Source organism: Pseudomonas sp. FG6, from assembly GCF_057809015.1.
In genome coordinates this window covers 51,267-65,487 of the sequence record NZ_JBMDJD010000019.1, presented here as the reverse complement: position 1 = coordinate 65,487, position 14,221 = coordinate 51,267, and the positions used below count along the sequence as shown (strand labels likewise).

The following is a 14,221-nucleotide window of genomic DNA, read 5'->3' as shown; positions in this document are numbered from 1 at the left end:
GACGCCCCCGTCAGTCGTTTTCGCCAAAGACTTCCAGATGCCACTCCTCACCATGGACCTGCAACACGAACCTCACCGGCTTGCAGCAGACCTGACAATCCTCGATGTAGATCTGGTCCCCTCCCGACAAGTCAACGGACGTCTCGATTTCCTCACCACAGTACGGACAATCATAAAGAGCGGTTTCCAGCATCGCGGTCTCCCAGGTGACTTGTGCGTATAATCGCCGGTCTATTTGCAGGGCTATTGTTGTCTGGTGTGTTTTCCAGGCGGTGCCCTGTCGTTTTTTTGATCCAACCTTTACTTACCCTAGCCGTTTCCTACAAGAGAGCATGATGGGCGAATTCGATGCCATCCGACCTTACGACGACAGCGAAGTCCCAGCGGTGCTGGCCCGGCTGCTCGGCGACAAGGCGTTTCTAGATATCCTCACCCACTTCCGCTTCCCGCGCCTGGCCGGCGCGTTCGGCTGGATGCTCAAACCTCTTATAGCGCAAAGATTGCGGCGCGAGTTTGCCGGTGTGACCTCCGTGGCCACTTTGCAAGACAAAGTGGAGTTCTACGTCGACCACACCATCGAGCGCGCCACCGACGGCGTGACCTACACCGGGGTGGAGCAGTTCAAGTCCGGCAGTGCCTACCTGTTCATCGCCAACCATCGTGACATCGTGATGGACCCGGCCTTCGTCAACTATGCCGTGTACCACGCCGGCCTGCCGACGCCGCGCATCGCCATTGGCGACAACCTGTTGCAAAAGCCGTTTGTCAGCGACCTGATGCGCCTGAACAAAAGCTTCATCGTGCACCGCTCCATCACCGGGCGACGGGAAAAAATGGCGGCGTATCAATTGCTGTCGGCGTACATCAACCATTCGATCCGCAACGATTGCGCCTCGATCTGGATCGCCCAGGCCGAAGGGCGCGCCAAGGACGGCGACGACCGTACCGAATCGGCGATCCTCAAGATGTTCCACATGAGCCGCAAGGACGAGCCGTTCGGCGAGGTCATCCAGTCGTTGAACCTGACGCCGGTGTCCATCAGCTACGAATACGACCCCTGCGACCAGGCCAAGGCCCGCGAGCTGTACATCCGCGCCACCACCGGCACCTACACCAAGGTTCCGGGCGAAGATGACGTGAGCATCGCCACGGGCATCACCGGCTACAAGGGTCGCGTCCATGTGAACTTCGCCGCGCCGATTACCGAGCTGTTCGAAGACACCAAGCAACTGGCCCAGGAAATGGACCGGCAGATCCTCGGCGGTTATCGCCTGTTCCCGGTGCATTACCTGGCTTACGCCCAATGGACCGATGCCGACCCGCAACTGCAGGTGCCGACGGCGGCCGAGGTGTTTGGTGCCGATGAGTTGGCCAAGGCCAAGCAGGAATGGCAACGCCGGCTGGATGCCTGCCCGGCGGAACACCGTCCGTTCCTGGTGCTGCAATATGCGACGCCGGTGCGCAATCAGTATCGGGTCAAGGCGGGGTTGGCGCTTTAAGCGACAGCTCTGAGGACACGAGCTCCTGTGGCGAGGGAGCTTGCTCCCGCTCGACCGGGCTGGCGCACCAGTGCGCAGCAATCGCAAAACAGGCTTGGGGTTAAGCCAGGGATCTGGGTTGACCGTTCGAAAGGGGCTGCTGCGCCCGAACGCGGACCGGCCCAGCGGGAGCAAGCTCCCTCGCCACAAAAGCATCTTTGCCTGGCATTTCTTGCTTGTGCCACAGCTACTTCATCAGAACTGCGTACTGATCCACGACACCAGCAACGCCAGCGCCAGGCAGCCAAAGCCAAACCGGTAGAAAAACCGGTTCATCCGCTGAGTGGCCAGGTCCAGCAGCGCTTCGAAGCGTTCATTGCCTTCGCGATTGCGCGCCTCAAGGCAGGCCCGTGCCCGTTGTTCACGACGGCGCGTGGCAGCTAGCACCCAACCACCCGGGCAGGCAAACAGCAAGGCAAGCAGGTTGATCAGTTTGGCGGGGTGGGTGGCGAACAACGAGAACAGATGCAGCGACATCACGAACCTCAGGCGAAAGATGGACAGGGCACGCCCGTGACCTATGAACAGGGCGCGGATTCTACCGAAAGCCTGCGCCCCTGCCCTATTTTTTCCGACCTGTGGGAGCAAGGCTTGCCCGCGATGAAGCTGATGCGGTTTATCGAGGACCGAGGCGCCTTTATCGCGGGCAAGCCTTGCTCCCACAGAGCTTCGTTGCGGCAGGCAGAGCTATGGGCTGCTCTTGACGTCACGGTTTCGTCATCTGATTAGGCCACCCTGTCGCCCTTCGAACCCGCACGGACCCCGTCATGCTCCACGCCGAAAACCAGGATCGTCTCTATCTCATCAGCCCGAGCGACGAACAACAGAACCTCGTCGACAGTTTGTCCTTCAACGTCCAGGACCGGCATTGGCTGGTGTATTGCGCCTTGGGCGGCCATCCACATGAGGACCTGCCGGAGACCGACCTGCTGACCGGGATCAGCGTGCTGGCGCTGTATTCCCAGGCGGCGTGAGGGTTTCTTGTCCGCGAAAAAAACTGTGGGAGCGAGCCTGCTCGCGATGGCGGCTCAGTCAGCATTGAGGTGACTGACACTCCGCTATCGCGAGCAGGCTCGCTCCCACAGGAATATGAGGGGTCTGCTACTTACTCAGCCAACACCTGACCAATGGTCGGGTCCTTGAACAGGCGAGTCAGGGCATCACTCAATACGTCGCTGACCAGCTTGGTATTGGTGTCCTGGTTGGGCGCCATGCCGAAACGCTGGTCCAGCGAAGCACCATAGCGGCCGCTGTAGCGACGGCTGGCGTTCTGCACGTCGGAGCGGAACGTCGCGCCGATGGTGGCTTCGGTCACGTACATGCCTTCCTTCGGCGACTGGTACTTGAGCTCGGCCAGGGTCACGGTCAACTGCGGTGCGTTCAGCGCATTGGCCGTCGGGGTGAAGCCCAGCAGGCGTACCGCGGCTTCAGCCTGGGCTTGCAGCTTGGGCAGGATCTGCGCGCCCTGCACCGTGATCACGCTGGTTTCCGGGTACAGACCACCACGGGTGCCGAGGGTCGGCGACGGACGACCGTCCACCACCCGCACCACCACCGGCTGGCCATGACCCACAGGCGCCAGTTGGGCGTTGAGCCGAGGCTCGGGATTAAGTTGTTGCGGGCTATGGGCACAGCCGACGAGCGTCAGAGTGGTCACAGCGATCAAACCGAACAACAGGCGTTGCAACATGCTTATCTCTCCAGAATCGGGCACTGACAATACCCGCAGTATAGCGGCGCGCCATGGCGGCGAACTAGCATGATTATCGAGATGTATGACACGTGCCCGGAAGGCCGGTTCCTGTCACCGCGTTGTCACGCGCCTTACACCGGTATGTCATCGCCCGCTGTCAGGCTTGTCGCAAGCTCCCTGACCCGGTATCCGATCATGCGCTTCCTTATTTCGCTGTTCACCCCGCGTCCTCACCATCGCACCTTCGCACTGCTGGACCGCAACGGTCACTGCCAGGCCTTCAAGCAATGCAGCCTGCAGCCCATGGGCGAAGGTTGGGTGGAAATCGAAGAAATCCGCCTCAACTGGTTGCACCAGCCACTGCCCGCCAGCGCCCGCGTGCAGCCGCTTCGCACTCGCGCACGCCATCGAGTGTTGTTGACCATCTGACCGGACAGCTAATAAAAGTCATTAAACACGACCATTTCCGTGCGTTTCTTCGATACAATCTCCCCCCGATTATAAGGACGTCTCCTGATCGGGCCCCGCAACACCGCTGATGCGCTGGTATTGGCACCCCGCAACGCCCACAGAGAGCCGCCCACACAGATCGAGTGAAGCTGGCGCGCTTGCTGTTTCCGGGCAAAAACACCGCTTTTCACGAATCTGCAGAGCTGTCATTACGCTCGGTCACTGAGCTGTCTGCCCGTTTTGCCTGTCATGTATTACATGGGGGCAACCAAACCGGGCGCAGTGCCAGGCTGGGACAGCCCTTTTTTGAGGTTCACGTCTTCAAAAGAGCGTGAAAAAACGGGTTTTCACAACTTCACGAGAGTGTGGCGAGCAAATGAAGAGTTTTGCGTCTGAACAAGCACCATTGGCGTCTGAAACAGCCCAACGACATAGGACCGGATATCGCTCAAGAACCGGCGCCTGAAGCCTGTCCGCTACGGATTTGGTTGCACGAACGGATGTCTCGGCCATAAGTCGAATTGCCTGCCCGGCGCTTAAATGAGTTCATAGCACTTTTTGAGGCCAGGCTGCATGCATCCGCAGTAGTTGCGAAAAATGACGAAGATTCGGACATGGCGATCCTGGCCATGGATAACCTGGGGCGCAACCAACCTGCCCCGCCACTCCTGGCCGCTATGCCGACAATTTGGTGCTGCAGATTTTGGAGACGCGTTAAATGGCGCATAACGAAGCAGTCGATGTAATTCTGGTAGGGGCCGGCATCATGAGTGCCACCCTGGCCGTACTGCTCAAGGAACTCGACCCCGCGATTTCGCTGGAAGTCGTCGAGCTGATGGACTCCGGGGCCGCGGAAAGCTCCAACCCATGGAACAACGCCGGCACCGGTCACGCCGGACTGTGCGAGCTGAACTACACGCCCCAGTCCGCCGACGGCAGTGTCGACATCAAGAAAGCCGTGCACATCAACACCCAGTTCGAGGTGTCGAAGCAGTTCTGGACGTACCTGACCAAGAAAGGCACGTTCGGCTCATCGAAGTCCTTCATCGCCCCGGTGCCGCACCTGAGCTTCGTGCAAGGCGAGAAAGGCGTTTCGTTCCTCAAGAAGCGCTTCGAACTGCTGCACCGGCATCACGCTTTCGCCGACATGGAATACACCGAAGACAAAGCCAAGATGGCCGAGTGGATGCCGCTGATGATGCCTGGCCGTCCGGCCGACGAAGTCGTCGCCGCCACCCGCGTCATGAACGGCACCGACGTCAACTTCGGCGCATTGACCAACCAGTTGCTCCAGCACTTGACCAGCGCCCCCGACGCCCAGGTCAAATACTGCAAGCGCGTCACCGGCCTCAAGCGCAAGGGTGATGGCTGGACCGTGACCATCAAGGACGTCAACTCCGGCGCCAGCCGTGACGTCGACGCCAAGTTCGTGTTCCTGGGCGCCGGCGGCGCGGCGTTGCCACTGCTGCAAGCCTCGGGCATCGAGGAAAGCAAGGGCTTCGGCGGCTTCCCAGTCAGCGGCCAGTGGCTGCGTTGCGACAACCCGGAAGTGGTCAAGCATCACCAGGCCAAGGTCTACAGCCAGGCCGCAGTGGGTTCGCCACCGATGTCGGTGCCGCATCTGGATACCCGCGTGGTCGATGGCAAGAAATCCCTGCTGTTCGGGCCATACGCCGGCTTCACCACCAAGTTCCTCAAGCACGGTTCGATCATGGACCTGCCGCTGTCGGTACGCGCCGGCAACATCGGCCCGATGCTGGCCGTGGCCCGGGACAACATGGACCTGACCAAATACCTGATCAGCGAAGTGATGCAGTCCATGGAGCAACGCCTGGACTCCCTGCGTCGCTTCTACCCCGAAGCGAAAGCCGAGGACTGGCGCTTGGAAGTGGCCGGCCAACGGGTGCAGATCATCAAGAAAGACCCGAAGAAAGGTGGGATCCTGCAGTTCGGCACCGAACTGGTGGCTGCCAAGGACGGTACCCTCGCCGCCCTGCTCGGTGCTTCGCCAGGCGCTTCGGTCACCGTGTCGATCATGCTGGAGCTGATCGAACGCTGCTTCCCAGGCAAGGCCAAGGGCGAGTGGGCGGCCAAGCTCGCGGAAATCTTCCCGGCCCGGGAAACAGTGCTGGAAACCGACGCTGCGCTGTATCGCAAGATCAACGCGCAGAACAACGTCGCGCTGGAGCTGGTTGAAGAAAGCAACGAAGCCCAAAACTACGCTTGATTCGACGGCATTAAAAAACGCCCCGCTCTTTTCCCAGAGCGGGGCGTTTTTTCATGGGGAAGCTATCGTGGCGAGGGAGCTTGCTCCCGCCGGCCTGCAAAGCAGGCCCAGGATCAATCAGCCACGTGCCTTGTTGACCAGCTCGATGTATTCCTCGGCATTACGCTGGTCGCGAACCAGTGCCACGAAATCGTTGCCGCGCTCATCCTTGCCATTGAGGTCGTAGCCGGCTTCGACGAAGAACGTCAGGAATCGCTCGAAATCGTCGATCCGCAGGCCACGGTAGCCCTTGATCAATTTGTGCAGCGACGGCGAGGTGGCATCGATCGGTTCGAAATTGAGAAACAGCTTGATCTGCTCGTCACCAATCTCATCGCCAATCACTTGTTTCTTGTCTTTACGCATTGCCGGCTCCAGCTCGCACAGTTCACGGGGCAGGCAGTGTACCCCCGGCGGCCCCCAGGGCTCAACGCGAGCGTTCGGCGCCGGTGTGCAGGTCTGCCCAGACATGACCGTTGGCGTAAGTGAGAAACTGCACGTACACCGTGTGGTTACGCAACAGGTCGATAACCACCCGGTACTGGGCCGGTGGATAAGACAGGGTCAGGGTCTTGGTCGCCTGGTCGAACGTCGGCTTCTTCAGGCTTTTGCTTTCGCCGTCGAAGTTGAGGATCACCTGGTTGATGATCGCGCCCTTGTTCAAGGGCTTGCCCTTGAGGCGCACCAGCAACGGCGACGTCACCGGTATCGGCTGCTGGTTGGACTGACGCTGGTTGCCCAGCACCACCGAATACTCGGTGACCTGCAGCAACTGCTGCTGTTCAGGCTGCTCCTGGCGCGCCACCTGGTCATCGGGCGGCAGGAACTGACTGTGCATCGGCGCGGCAACGGCCGCCAGGGGTAGGCTGGAGATCAACAACAAAGTGGCGCAGCGGCGGATCGATACACGCATGACAAGCTCCGGGGGTCTTGGCCGGGCACTCTAGCATGAGCACGACTGGTAAAAATAAGCGATCCGGGTCAATGCATCCGCGCAGCGGGCGCGGCATACTCAAGTGGCCATCAGCCCTGACACCCGTCAGAGACGCTTTTGTGGCGAGCAAGCTTGCTCCCGTTCGACCGGGCTGGCGCACCAGCGCGTAGCGCTCGCAATATTCCAGGGCGGCTTCGCCACCCAGCGGGAGCAAGCTCCCTCGCCACAGGGGTCGGCACCCGTTCCTCACGAGGAGTACTCATGTCTATCTCCGCTCCGCCCTTGTTCGCCGCCTGGCGCCAAGCCTGGCGCGCCGGCTACACCGTGGAGCGCCTGCGCGGCGATCTCGTGGCCGGGCTCACCGTCGGCATCATCGCCATTCCCCTCGCCATGGCACTGGCCATCGCCGTCGGCGTACCCCCGCAACATGGGTTGTACACCGTGCTGGTGGCCGCGCCGCTGATCGCGCTCACGGGCGGTTCGCGCTTCAACGTGAGCGGGCCGACGGCGGCGTTCGTGGTCATCCTGCTGCCGATCACCCAGCAATATGGCCTGGGTGGCCTGTTACTGTGCACGATGCTGGCCGGCCTGATCCTGATCACGCTGGGGCTGATGCGCGCCGGACGGTTGATCCAATATATCCCGTACCCGGTCATCCTCGGTTTCACCGCAGGGATCGGCGTGGTCATCGCCACCCTGCAACTCAAGGATCTGCTGGGGCTGACCACCGCCGGCCAGGCCCGCCATTACATCGAGCAACTGGGCGAGCTGATCGTCGCCCTGCCCGGCGCCCACCTCAGCGACGGCCTCATCGGCGCCACCTGCCTGGCGGTGCTGATTATCTGGCCGCGCTGGGTACCGCGAATCCCCGGGCACCTGGTCGCCTTGCTGGTGGGGGCGCTGCTGGGGCTGGCGCTGGAGCACGGTGGCTGGCCGATCGCGACGTTGGGCGAACGCTTCAGTTATGTCGTCGACGGTATCCGCCACCCCGGCATCCCACCGTTCCTGCCCAGCTTCGACTGGCCGTGGAACCTGCCGGACGGCCAGGGACATCCGCTGAACCTGTCCTACGACCTGTTTCGCCAACTGCTCGGCCCGGCCTTCGCCATCGCCATGCTCGGCGCAATCGAATCGCTGCTGTGTGCCGTGGTCGCGGACGGCATGACCGGCAGCAAGCACGACCCCAACGCCGAGCTCCTGGGCCAGGGCCTTGGCAACCTGGTGGCACCGCTGTTCGGCGGCATCACCGCCACCGCAGCCATCGCCCGCAGTGCCACCAACGTGCGCAGCGGCGCGTTTTCCCCCCTGGCGGCGATCATCCACAGCCTGGTGGTGCTGGGAGCGATTGTGCTGCTGGCACCGCTGTTCAGCTACTTGCCCATGGCCGCGCTGGCGGCGCTGCTGGTGATGGTCGCGTGGAACATGAGCGAAGCCGGGCATGTGCTGCACACCTTGCGCATCGCCCCGCGCAGCGACGTATTGGTGCTACTGACCTGCCTGGGCCTGACGGTGTTGTTCGACATGGTATTGGCCGTCGCCGTCGGCCTGCTGCTGGCCGCCGGGCTGTTCATCAAGCGCATGAGCGAACTGACCGACAGCGCCGAACTGCCGCGCCATTTCCATCAAGCCCTGCAGGACATGCCCGAGCACGTGCGCTGCTACGGGATTCGCGGGCCGCTGTTCTTCGGCGCGGCGGAAAAGGCCCTGGATGTGCTGCGCAAATTCGATCCGGGCGTGCGGGTGGTGGTCGTGGAGATGAGCGCCGTGCCCATGCTGGACATGACCGCGTTGGCCGCGTTTGAAAATATCCTGAAGGATTACCGCAAGCACGGCATCGGCCTGATCCTGGTGGCGACCGCACCACGGGTACGCCTGAAGCTGCGCCGCGCCGGCATTCATCGCGAGCAGCGCCAATTGGCGTATGTGCAGACGCTGGAGCAGGCACGGGTCAAGAGCGAGCAGTGGCTGGTCGAACATCATGCCGCCCATCCAAAGGTTGCCTGATTATGCCCTGCTGTGTGGGAGCAAAGCTTGCTCGCGAAACAGACACCTCAATGCCTGAAAGACCGCATCGCCCTCATCGCGGGCAAGCCTTGCTCCCACGGGTCGCTCATGCTCGGGGTACCAGCCACCCTCAGTCGAACTGGGCCCGCATCCAGGCGTGGTATTGCGCCACGCCAGCCTCACCTTCGCGGGGCGCCCAGTGGGCCAGCTCACCCTCGCCCACTGGCCGGTAAGGACCCGCCTTGCATTCGAACATCAGGCTGTCGGCTTCCAGCACCACCAACCCGTGATACACGCCGGCCGGCACGTCGACGCCCAGGCAGTCGCCATCGGCCTGCAAGATGCGCTTGTCCACCACCGCACCGGTTTCATCGAAGATCAACACACCCAGCCGGCCCCTGAGCACCAGCAAGGTTTCGGCCTTGTCGGCACTCAAGTGTCGATGAGGCGGGATGTAGGTGCACGGTTGTAAGCCCACCGCCATGCGGTGGCAGGGCTCATCCATCCCATGAAAATTGTGATGTTGTCGCCCGCGAGGATTGGCCGCGGCCTGCTCGGCCAAGCCATCGAACAACGTCTGGTCCAGGAAGCTCGGCCGGGCCATGGCTCACATGCCCTTGACGGCAAAGATACCGTTGGCGTTGCGCCAGTAACCTTTGTAGTCCATGCCGTAGCCGAAAATGTAGCGGTCGACACACGGCAGGCCGACGAAATCGGCTTTCAGGTCAGGCCGCGCCTTGCGGTCGTGGTCCTTGTCGATCAGCACGGCGGTGTGCACGGCGCGGGCGCCGGCGTGTTTGCAGAAGTCGATGATGGCGCCCAGGGTGTGGCCTTCGTCGAGGATGTCGTCGATGATCAGCACGTCGCGGTCGATGAACGAGACTTCCGGCTTGGCCTTCCAGAACAGGTCGCCGCCGGTGGTTTCGTTGCGGTAACGGGTGGCGTGCAGGTAGGACGCTTCCAGCGGGAAGTTCAGGTAGGTGAGCAGCTTGCCGGAAAAGATCAGGCCACCGTTCATGACGCAGAACACCACGGGGTTGGAGTCGGCCAGTTGATCGTTGATTTGCGCACCAACGCGGGCGATGGCCGCTTCGACTTCGGTTTCGCTGTAGAGGCAGTCGGCCTCGCGCATGATTTGACGGATATGCTCGAGATCAGCGGACATGGCGCTCTCCAAGAGAAGTTGACGGAAGGGACAGATTCGGAAAGCGGGCAAAGGTACGCATCCCGCCCGGCCAGATCAAGCGTTTGTGGACTAACGTTCTGTATTGTGACCCTCGGATAGATTAACCTAGGCCGGTTTTTTTGCCCGCCGCCGGAGCCTTTTCCCATGCCCATCCTCGAGATTCGCCACCCGCTGATCAGACATAAACTCGGCCTGATGCGCCGCGCCGACATCAGCACCAAAAACTTCCGCGAGCTCGCCCAGGAAGTCGGCGCCTTGCTCACCTACGAAGCCACCAAGGACTTGCCCCTGGAGTCCTATGAAATCGACGGGTGGGCCGGTGCGGTCCAGGTAGAGAAGATCGCCGGCAAGAAGATCACCGTGGTGCCGATCCTGCGCGCGGGCATCGGCATGCTCGAAGGCGTGCTGAGCCTGATCCCGGGTGCCAAGGTCAGCGCTGTGGGCGTGGCTCGCAACGAGCAGACCCTGCAAGCCCATACCTACCTGGAAAAACTGGTGCCGGAAATCAACGAGCGCCTGGCGATGATCATCGACCCGATGCTCGCCACCGGCAGTTCCATGGTCGCCACCATCGACCTGTTGAAAAAAGCCGGTTGCCGGGACATCCGCGCCATGGTGCTGGTCGCGGCCCCCGAAGGCATCAAGGCGGTGCAGGACGCCCACCCGGATGTGACCATCTATACCGCGTCCATCGACCAGAAACTCAACGAGCATGGCTACATCATCCCCGGCCTGGGCGATGCCGGCGACAAGATCTTCGGCACCAAGCAGAAGGACGCCTGAGCATGCAGGATGAGTTCAACGATCCGCTCTGGCGCCAGGTGCTGTCCGGCGCCCAGATGTTGTTCGTCGCCTTCGGCGCATTGGTCCTGATGCCATTGATCACTGGACTGGACCCGAACGTGGCGCTGTTCACCGCCGGCCTGGGAACGATCCTGTTCCAGATCGTGACCGGGCGCCAGGTGCCGGTATTCCTGGCATCTAGCTTCGCGTTCATCACCCCGATCATCCTCGCCAAGGGCCAGTTCGGCCTGGCCGAGACCATGGGCGGGGTGATGGCGGCCGGTTTCGTCTACACCTTCCTGGGCCTGGCGGTGAAGATCAAGGGCACCGGTTTCATCGACCGGCTGTTGCCGCCCGTGGTCATCGGCCCGGTGATCATTTCCATTGGTCTGGCGATGGCGCCGATTGCCGCCAACATGGCCATGGGCAAGGCCGGTGACGGCAGCGAGTTGATTCGCTACCAGACGGCGATGTTGATTTCCATGCCCGCCCTGCTCACCACCCTTATCGTCGCGGTGTTCGGCAAAGGCATCTTCCGCCTGGTACCGATCATTTCCGGCGTGCTGGTGGGCTTTGCCATGGCATTTTTCTTCGGCGTGGTGGACACCGCGAAAATCGCCGCCGCACCGTGGTTCGCCCTGCCGAACTTCACCGCGCCGGCGTTCAATTTGCAGGCGATCCTGTTCATCGTCCCTGTGGCCCTGGCCCCGGCCATCGAGCACATCGGCGGCGTGATCGCCGTGGGCAGCGTGACCGGTCGCGACTACCTGAAGAAACCCGGCCTGCACCGCACCCTGCTCGGTGACGGCATCGCCACCACCGCTGCCGGCCTGTTCGGCGGCCCACCCAACACCACCTATGCCGAAGTGACCGGCGCGGTGATGCTGACCAAGAACTACAACCCGAAGATCATGACCTGGGCGGCGATCTTCGCCATCGCCCTGGCGTTCATCGGCAAGTTCGGCGCGCTGCTGCAAAGCATCCCGGTGCCGGTGATGGGTGGGATCCTGTGCCTGTTGTTCGGCTCGATTGCCGCGGTGGGCATGAACACGCTGATCCGCCACAAGATCGACCTGGGCGAGGCGCGCAACCTGGTGATCGTTTCAGTGACGCTGGTGTTCGGCATCGGCGGCGTGCTGGTGGGCACCGGCACCGGCCCGGACGACTTCGGCCTCAAGGGCATCGCGCTGTGCGCAATCGTGGCTATTGCGCTGAACCTGATCCTGCCGGGCAATGACAGCTGGAAGCAGAAGAATGGAGATGAGCCGCTGATCTAGAGCCCATCACTTTCATCGTCTGCACTAGCGTCATCGCGGGCAAGCCTTGCTCCCACAGGTTTTGAGTAGTCCACGCTTAAGTGGCCAGGACAAAATCTGTGGGAGCAAGGCTTGCCCGCGATGCTTTTAGAGGTTTACAGCGCAATCGGCGCCCGTTCGCACAACGTGCTCAACGCCTCGACCCACTGCGGCTGGTCATTGAGACACGGCACCAGCACCAACTCCTCCCCTCCCGCCGCGCGGAACTGCTCGCGCCCGCGGTCGCCGATTTCCTCCAGAGTCTCGATGCAGTCGGCCACGAACGCCGGGCACATCACCAGGATCTTCTTCACGCCGCTGCGGGCCAGTTCATCCAGGCGCGTCTCGGTGTAGGGCTCGATCCATTTGGCGCGCCCCAGTCGCGACTGGAACGACACCGACCACTGGCCATCCTTCAGCCCCATGCGATGGGCGAACAGCTCGGCGGTGCGGATGCATTGGGCGCGGTAACACGTCGCCACGACCTCCGGCGGTGCGTTCTTGCAGCAGTCGGCGTCCTTGAAGCAATGAAAACCCGTCGGGTCGAGCTTGGTCAGGTGCCGCTCAGGCAAACCGTGGAAACTCAGCAGCAGGTGATCATGATCCTGCATCAGGTACGGCTTGGCGCTGGCGACCAGGGCGTCGAGGTATTCCGGCTGGTCGTAGAACGGCTGGAGAATCGAGAACTGCACATCGAGCTTCTTTTCCCGCATGACTCGCTTGGCTTCCTCGATCACCGTGGTCATGGTGCTGTCGGCAAACTGCGGATACAACGGCGCCAGGGTGATCCTCTTGTGGCCCTGGCCGGCCAGTCGCACCAGCGCCGATTCAATCGACGGCTCGCCGTAACGCATTGCCAGCTCCACCGGCCCGTGGCTCCATTGCGCGCTCATGGCCTGTTGCAGGCGACGGCTGAGCACCACCAGCGGCGAACCTTCCTCCCACCAGATCGACGCGTACGCATGGGCCGACTGTTCGGGCCGCTTGATCAGGATCAGCGACACCAGCAAGCGCCGCACCGGCCAAGGCAGGTCGATGACGTAAGGGTCCATCAGGAATTGATTGAGGTAGCGGCGCACATCGGCCACCGAGGTGGAGGCAGGCGAACCCAGATTCACCAGAAGCAACGCGTGATCGGTCATGCAACATCCTATTTCAAAGGCGGTCGGACAAATCGTCCAGGGCCGCAGGCAAATCAGTGAAGCGGAAGGTGAACCCCGCCGATTGCAATCGGGCCGGCGTGGCGCGCTGCCCGCCGAGCAACAGCAAGGACAACTCCCCCAGCGCGACTTTCAATACCAGCTCTGGCATCGGCATCACGGCCGGCCGATGCAACACGCGCCCCAGGGCATGGGCAAAGTCGCGGTTGCGCACCGGGTTCGGCGCGCAGGCATTATAAGGACCGCTGGCGTCGTCGCGGTGCAGAAGAAAATCAATCAAGGCGATTTGATCGTCAATGTGAATCCACGGCATCCATTGCCGACCATTGCCGATAGGCCCGCCCAGCGCCAGTTTGAACGGCAGCCGCAGCCGCGACAAAAAGCCGCCCTCGGCGGACAGGACCAGACCGGTACGAACCAGCACCACCCGGATGCCCATGGCCTCGGCCCGTTGCGCCGTCTCTTCCCAGGCGATGCACAACTGGCTGGCGAAATCCTCGCTCACCGGCCCCGACGCCTCGGTCAACTCACGCTCGCCGCCGTCGCCATACCAACCCACCGCCGAGCCGGAGATCAACAACCGTGGCTTTTGCTCGCAACGCTCCAGCCACGCCAGCAAGACCTCCGTGAGGGTGATGCGGCTGCTCCACAGCAGCATCTTGCGCTTGTGGGTCCAGGGCCGGTCGGCAATCGGCGCGCCCGCCAGGTTGACCACCGCGTCCACCGGCTCGCTGATTTCGTCGAGCCGGGCAATTCCCCGCGCCTGGGCACCACAGATTTTCGCCACCTCTTCGGGTCGGCGACTCCATACCGTCAAGCGATGGCCCTGCCCCAGCCAGTGACGGCAGAGCTGACGTCCGATCAATCCAGTACCGCCGGTCAGCAAGATGTGCATGAGGTGTTCCTCGTATC

16 protein-coding genes are annotated in these 14,221 nt (G+C 62.1%); 7 read left to right on the top strand and 9 right to left on the bottom strand.

Annotation, left to right across the window (positions count from 1 at the left end; genetic code table 11):
- Nucleotides 1-10 precede the first annotated feature (10 nt).
- Nucleotides 11-193, bottom strand: coding sequence for a CPXCG motif-containing cysteine-rich protein (locus ACODSJ_RS14470; protein WP_489102372.1), 183 nt, complete (start codon nucleotides 191-193; stop codon nucleotides 11-13).
- 139 nt (nucleotides 194-332) lie between these two features.
- On the opposite strand from ACODSJ_RS14470, the gene ACODSJ_RS14465 reads away from it, so the two are divergent.
- Entirely contained in the window at nucleotides 333-1,499 is a 1,167-nt protein-coding gene (locus ACODSJ_RS14465; RefSeq protein WP_489102371.1) for a 1-acyl-sn-glycerol-3-phosphate acyltransferase, read from the top strand.
- A 234-nt stretch (nucleotides 1,500-1,733) separates the two neighbouring features.
- Here ACODSJ_RS14465 and ACODSJ_RS14460 read toward each other — a convergent pair whose 3' ends face one another.
- Nucleotides 1,734-2,015: a hypothetical protein gene (locus tag ACODSJ_RS14460; RefSeq protein ID WP_489102370.1), complete on the bottom strand. Its 282-nt coding sequence runs from the start codon at nucleotides 2,013-2,015 to the stop codon at nucleotides 1,734-1,736.
- A 290-nt stretch (nucleotides 2,016-2,305) separates the two neighbouring features.
- Here ACODSJ_RS14460 and ACODSJ_RS14455 point away from each other — a divergent pair, with 290 nt between their 5' ends.
- Nucleotides 2,306-2,512 (top strand): hypothetical protein, encoded by a 207-nt coding sequence (locus tag ACODSJ_RS14455; protein WP_489102369.1) that lies wholly within the window; start codon nucleotides 2,306-2,308, stop codon nucleotides 2,510-2,512.
- Nucleotides 2,513-2,643: 131 nt separating this feature from the next.
- Here the strand turns inward: ACODSJ_RS14455 and ACODSJ_RS14450 are convergent, their stop codons facing one another.
- Nucleotides 2,644-3,228 (bottom strand): YajG family lipoprotein, encoded by a 585-nt coding sequence (locus ACODSJ_RS14450; protein WP_489102368.1) that lies wholly within the window; start codon nucleotides 3,226-3,228, stop codon nucleotides 2,644-2,646.
- Between the two features lie 198 nt (nucleotides 3,229-3,426).
- On the opposite strand from ACODSJ_RS14450, the gene ACODSJ_RS14445 reads away from it, so the two are divergent.
- Complete coding sequence (locus ACODSJ_RS14445; RefSeq protein WP_489102367.1) at nucleotides 3,427-3,660, top strand: hypothetical protein; 234 nt, start codon at nucleotides 3,427-3,429, stop codon at nucleotides 3,658-3,660.
- Between the two features lie 739 nt (nucleotides 3,661-4,399).
- Nucleotides 4,400-5,908 carry a malate dehydrogenase (quinone) gene (gene mqo, locus ACODSJ_RS14440; protein WP_489102366.1) on the top strand — a complete coding sequence of 503 codons (1,509 nt, stop codon included), beginning with the start codon at nucleotides 4,400-4,402 and terminating at the stop codon, nucleotides 5,906-5,908.
- Nucleotides 5,909-6,025: 117 nt separating this feature from the next.
- Here mqo and ACODSJ_RS14435 read toward each other — a convergent pair whose 3' ends face one another.
- Together ACODSJ_RS14435 and ACODSJ_RS14430 are read right to left on the bottom strand one after the other, a co-directional pair.
- Nucleotides 6,026-6,313: a PA4642 family protein gene (locus tag ACODSJ_RS14435; protein ID WP_489102365.1), complete on the bottom strand. Its 288-nt coding sequence runs from the start codon at nucleotides 6,311-6,313 to the stop codon at nucleotides 6,026-6,028.
- A gap of 61 nt (nucleotides 6,314-6,374) precedes the next feature.
- Nucleotides 6,375-6,860, bottom strand: a complete 486-nt coding sequence (locus ACODSJ_RS14430; protein WP_489102364.1) for a hypothetical protein — start codon at nucleotides 6,858-6,860, stop codon at nucleotides 6,375-6,377.
- Between the two features lie 282 nt (nucleotides 6,861-7,142).
- Here ACODSJ_RS14430 and dauA point away from each other — a divergent pair, with 282 nt between their 5' ends.
- Nucleotides 7,143-8,885, top strand: coding sequence for a C4-dicarboxylic acid transporter DauA (dauA, locus tag ACODSJ_RS14425; protein ID WP_489102363.1), 1,743 nt, complete (start codon nucleotides 7,143-7,145; stop codon nucleotides 8,883-8,885).
- Between the two features lie 130 nt (nucleotides 8,886-9,015).
- On the opposite strand, the gene ACODSJ_RS14420 is transcribed toward dauA, so the two are convergent.
- Both ACODSJ_RS14420 and ACODSJ_RS14415 read right to left on the bottom strand, forming a co-directional pair.
- Nucleotides 9,016-9,489 (bottom strand): WbuC family cupin fold metalloprotein, encoded by a 474-nt coding sequence (locus tag ACODSJ_RS14420; protein ID WP_489102362.1) that lies wholly within the window; start codon nucleotides 9,487-9,489, stop codon nucleotides 9,016-9,018.
- Between the two features lie 3 nt (nucleotides 9,490-9,492).
- Nucleotides 9,493-10,050, bottom strand: coding sequence for a hypoxanthine-guanine phosphoribosyltransferase (locus tag ACODSJ_RS14415; RefSeq protein ID WP_489102361.1), 558 nt, complete (start codon nucleotides 10,048-10,050; stop codon nucleotides 9,493-9,495).
- 165 nt (nucleotides 10,051-10,215) lie between these two features.
- Here ACODSJ_RS14415 and upp point away from each other — a divergent pair, with 165 nt between their 5' ends.
- Together upp and ACODSJ_RS14405 are read left to right on the top strand one after the other, a co-directional pair.
- Nucleotides 10,216-10,854, top strand: coding sequence for a uracil phosphoribosyltransferase (gene upp, locus ACODSJ_RS14410; protein WP_489102360.1), 639 nt, complete (start codon nucleotides 10,216-10,218; stop codon nucleotides 10,852-10,854).
- Between the two features lie 2 nt (nucleotides 10,855-10,856).
- Nucleotides 10,857-12,131 carry a uracil-xanthine permease family protein gene (locus ACODSJ_RS14405; RefSeq protein WP_489102359.1) on the top strand — a complete coding sequence of 425 codons (1,275 nt, stop codon included), beginning with the start codon at nucleotides 10,857-10,859 and terminating at the stop codon, nucleotides 12,129-12,131.
- A 134-nt stretch (nucleotides 12,132-12,265) separates the two neighbouring features.
- Here ACODSJ_RS14405 and hemH read toward each other — a convergent pair whose 3' ends face one another.
- Both hemH and ACODSJ_RS14395 read right to left on the bottom strand, forming a co-directional pair.
- Nucleotides 12,266-13,291 carry a ferrochelatase gene (gene hemH / locus ACODSJ_RS14400; RefSeq protein ID WP_489102358.1) on the bottom strand — a complete coding sequence of 342 codons (1,026 nt, stop codon included), beginning with the start codon at nucleotides 13,289-13,291 and terminating at the stop codon, nucleotides 12,266-12,268.
- Between the two features lie 13 nt (nucleotides 13,292-13,304).
- Nucleotides 13,305-14,204, bottom strand: coding sequence for a TIGR01777 family oxidoreductase (locus ACODSJ_RS14395; RefSeq protein ID WP_489102357.1), 900 nt, complete (start codon nucleotides 14,202-14,204; stop codon nucleotides 13,305-13,307).
- Nucleotides 14,205-14,221 lie beyond the last annotated feature (17 nt).

Bases quoted from the DNA above. Each gene is read 5' to 3' on its own strand.
- ACODSJ_RS14470 (WP_489102372.1), bottom strand. From the start codon at position 193: ATGCTGGAAACCGCTCTTTATGATTGTCCGTACTGTGGTGAGGAAATC.
- ACODSJ_RS14465 (WP_489102371.1), top strand. From the start codon at position 333: ATGATGGGCGAATTCGATGCCATCCGACCTTACGACGACAGCGAAGTC.
- ACODSJ_RS14460 (WP_489102370.1), bottom strand. From the start codon at position 2,015: ATGTCGCTGCATCTGTTCTCGTTGTTCGCCACCCACCCCGCCAAACTG.
- ACODSJ_RS14455 (WP_489102369.1), top strand. From the start codon at position 2,306: ATGCTCCACGCCGAAAACCAGGATCGTCTCTATCTCATCAGCCCGAGC.
- ACODSJ_RS14450 (WP_489102368.1), bottom strand. From the start codon at position 3,228: ATGTTGCAACGCCTGTTGTTCGGTTTGATCGCTGTGACCACTCTGACG.
- ACODSJ_RS14445 (WP_489102367.1), top strand. From the start codon at position 3,427: ATGCGCTTCCTTATTTCGCTGTTCACCCCGCGTCCTCACCATCGCACC.
- mqo (WP_489102366.1), top strand. From the start codon at position 4,400: ATGGCGCATAACGAAGCAGTCGATGTAATTCTGGTAGGGGCCGGCATC.
- ACODSJ_RS14435 (WP_489102365.1), bottom strand. From the start codon at position 6,313: ATGCGTAAAGACAAGAAACAAGTGATTGGCGATGAGATTGGTGACGAG.
- ACODSJ_RS14430 (WP_489102364.1), bottom strand. From the start codon at position 6,860: ATGCGTGTATCGATCCGCCGCTGCGCCACTTTGTTGTTGATCTCCAGC.
- dauA (WP_489102363.1), top strand. From the start codon at position 7,143: ATGTCTATCTCCGCTCCGCCCTTGTTCGCCGCCTGGCGCCAAGCCTGG.
- ACODSJ_RS14420 (WP_489102362.1), bottom strand. From the start codon at position 9,489: ATGGCCCGGCCGAGCTTCCTGGACCAGACGTTGTTCGATGGCTTGGCC.
- ACODSJ_RS14415 (WP_489102361.1), bottom strand. From the start codon at position 10,050: ATGTCCGCTGATCTCGAGCATATCCGTCAAATCATGCGCGAGGCCGAC.
- upp (WP_489102360.1), top strand. From the start codon at position 10,216: ATGCCCATCCTCGAGATTCGCCACCCGCTGATCAGACATAAACTCGGC.
- ACODSJ_RS14405 (WP_489102359.1), top strand. From the start codon at position 10,857: ATGCAGGATGAGTTCAACGATCCGCTCTGGCGCCAGGTGCTGTCCGGC.
- hemH (WP_489102358.1), bottom strand. From the start codon at position 13,291: ATGACCGATCACGCGTTGCTTCTGGTGAATCTGGGTTCGCCTGCCTCC.
- ACODSJ_RS14395 (WP_489102357.1), bottom strand. From the start codon at position 14,204: ATGCACATCTTGCTGACCGGCGGTACTGGATTGATCGGACGTCAGCTC.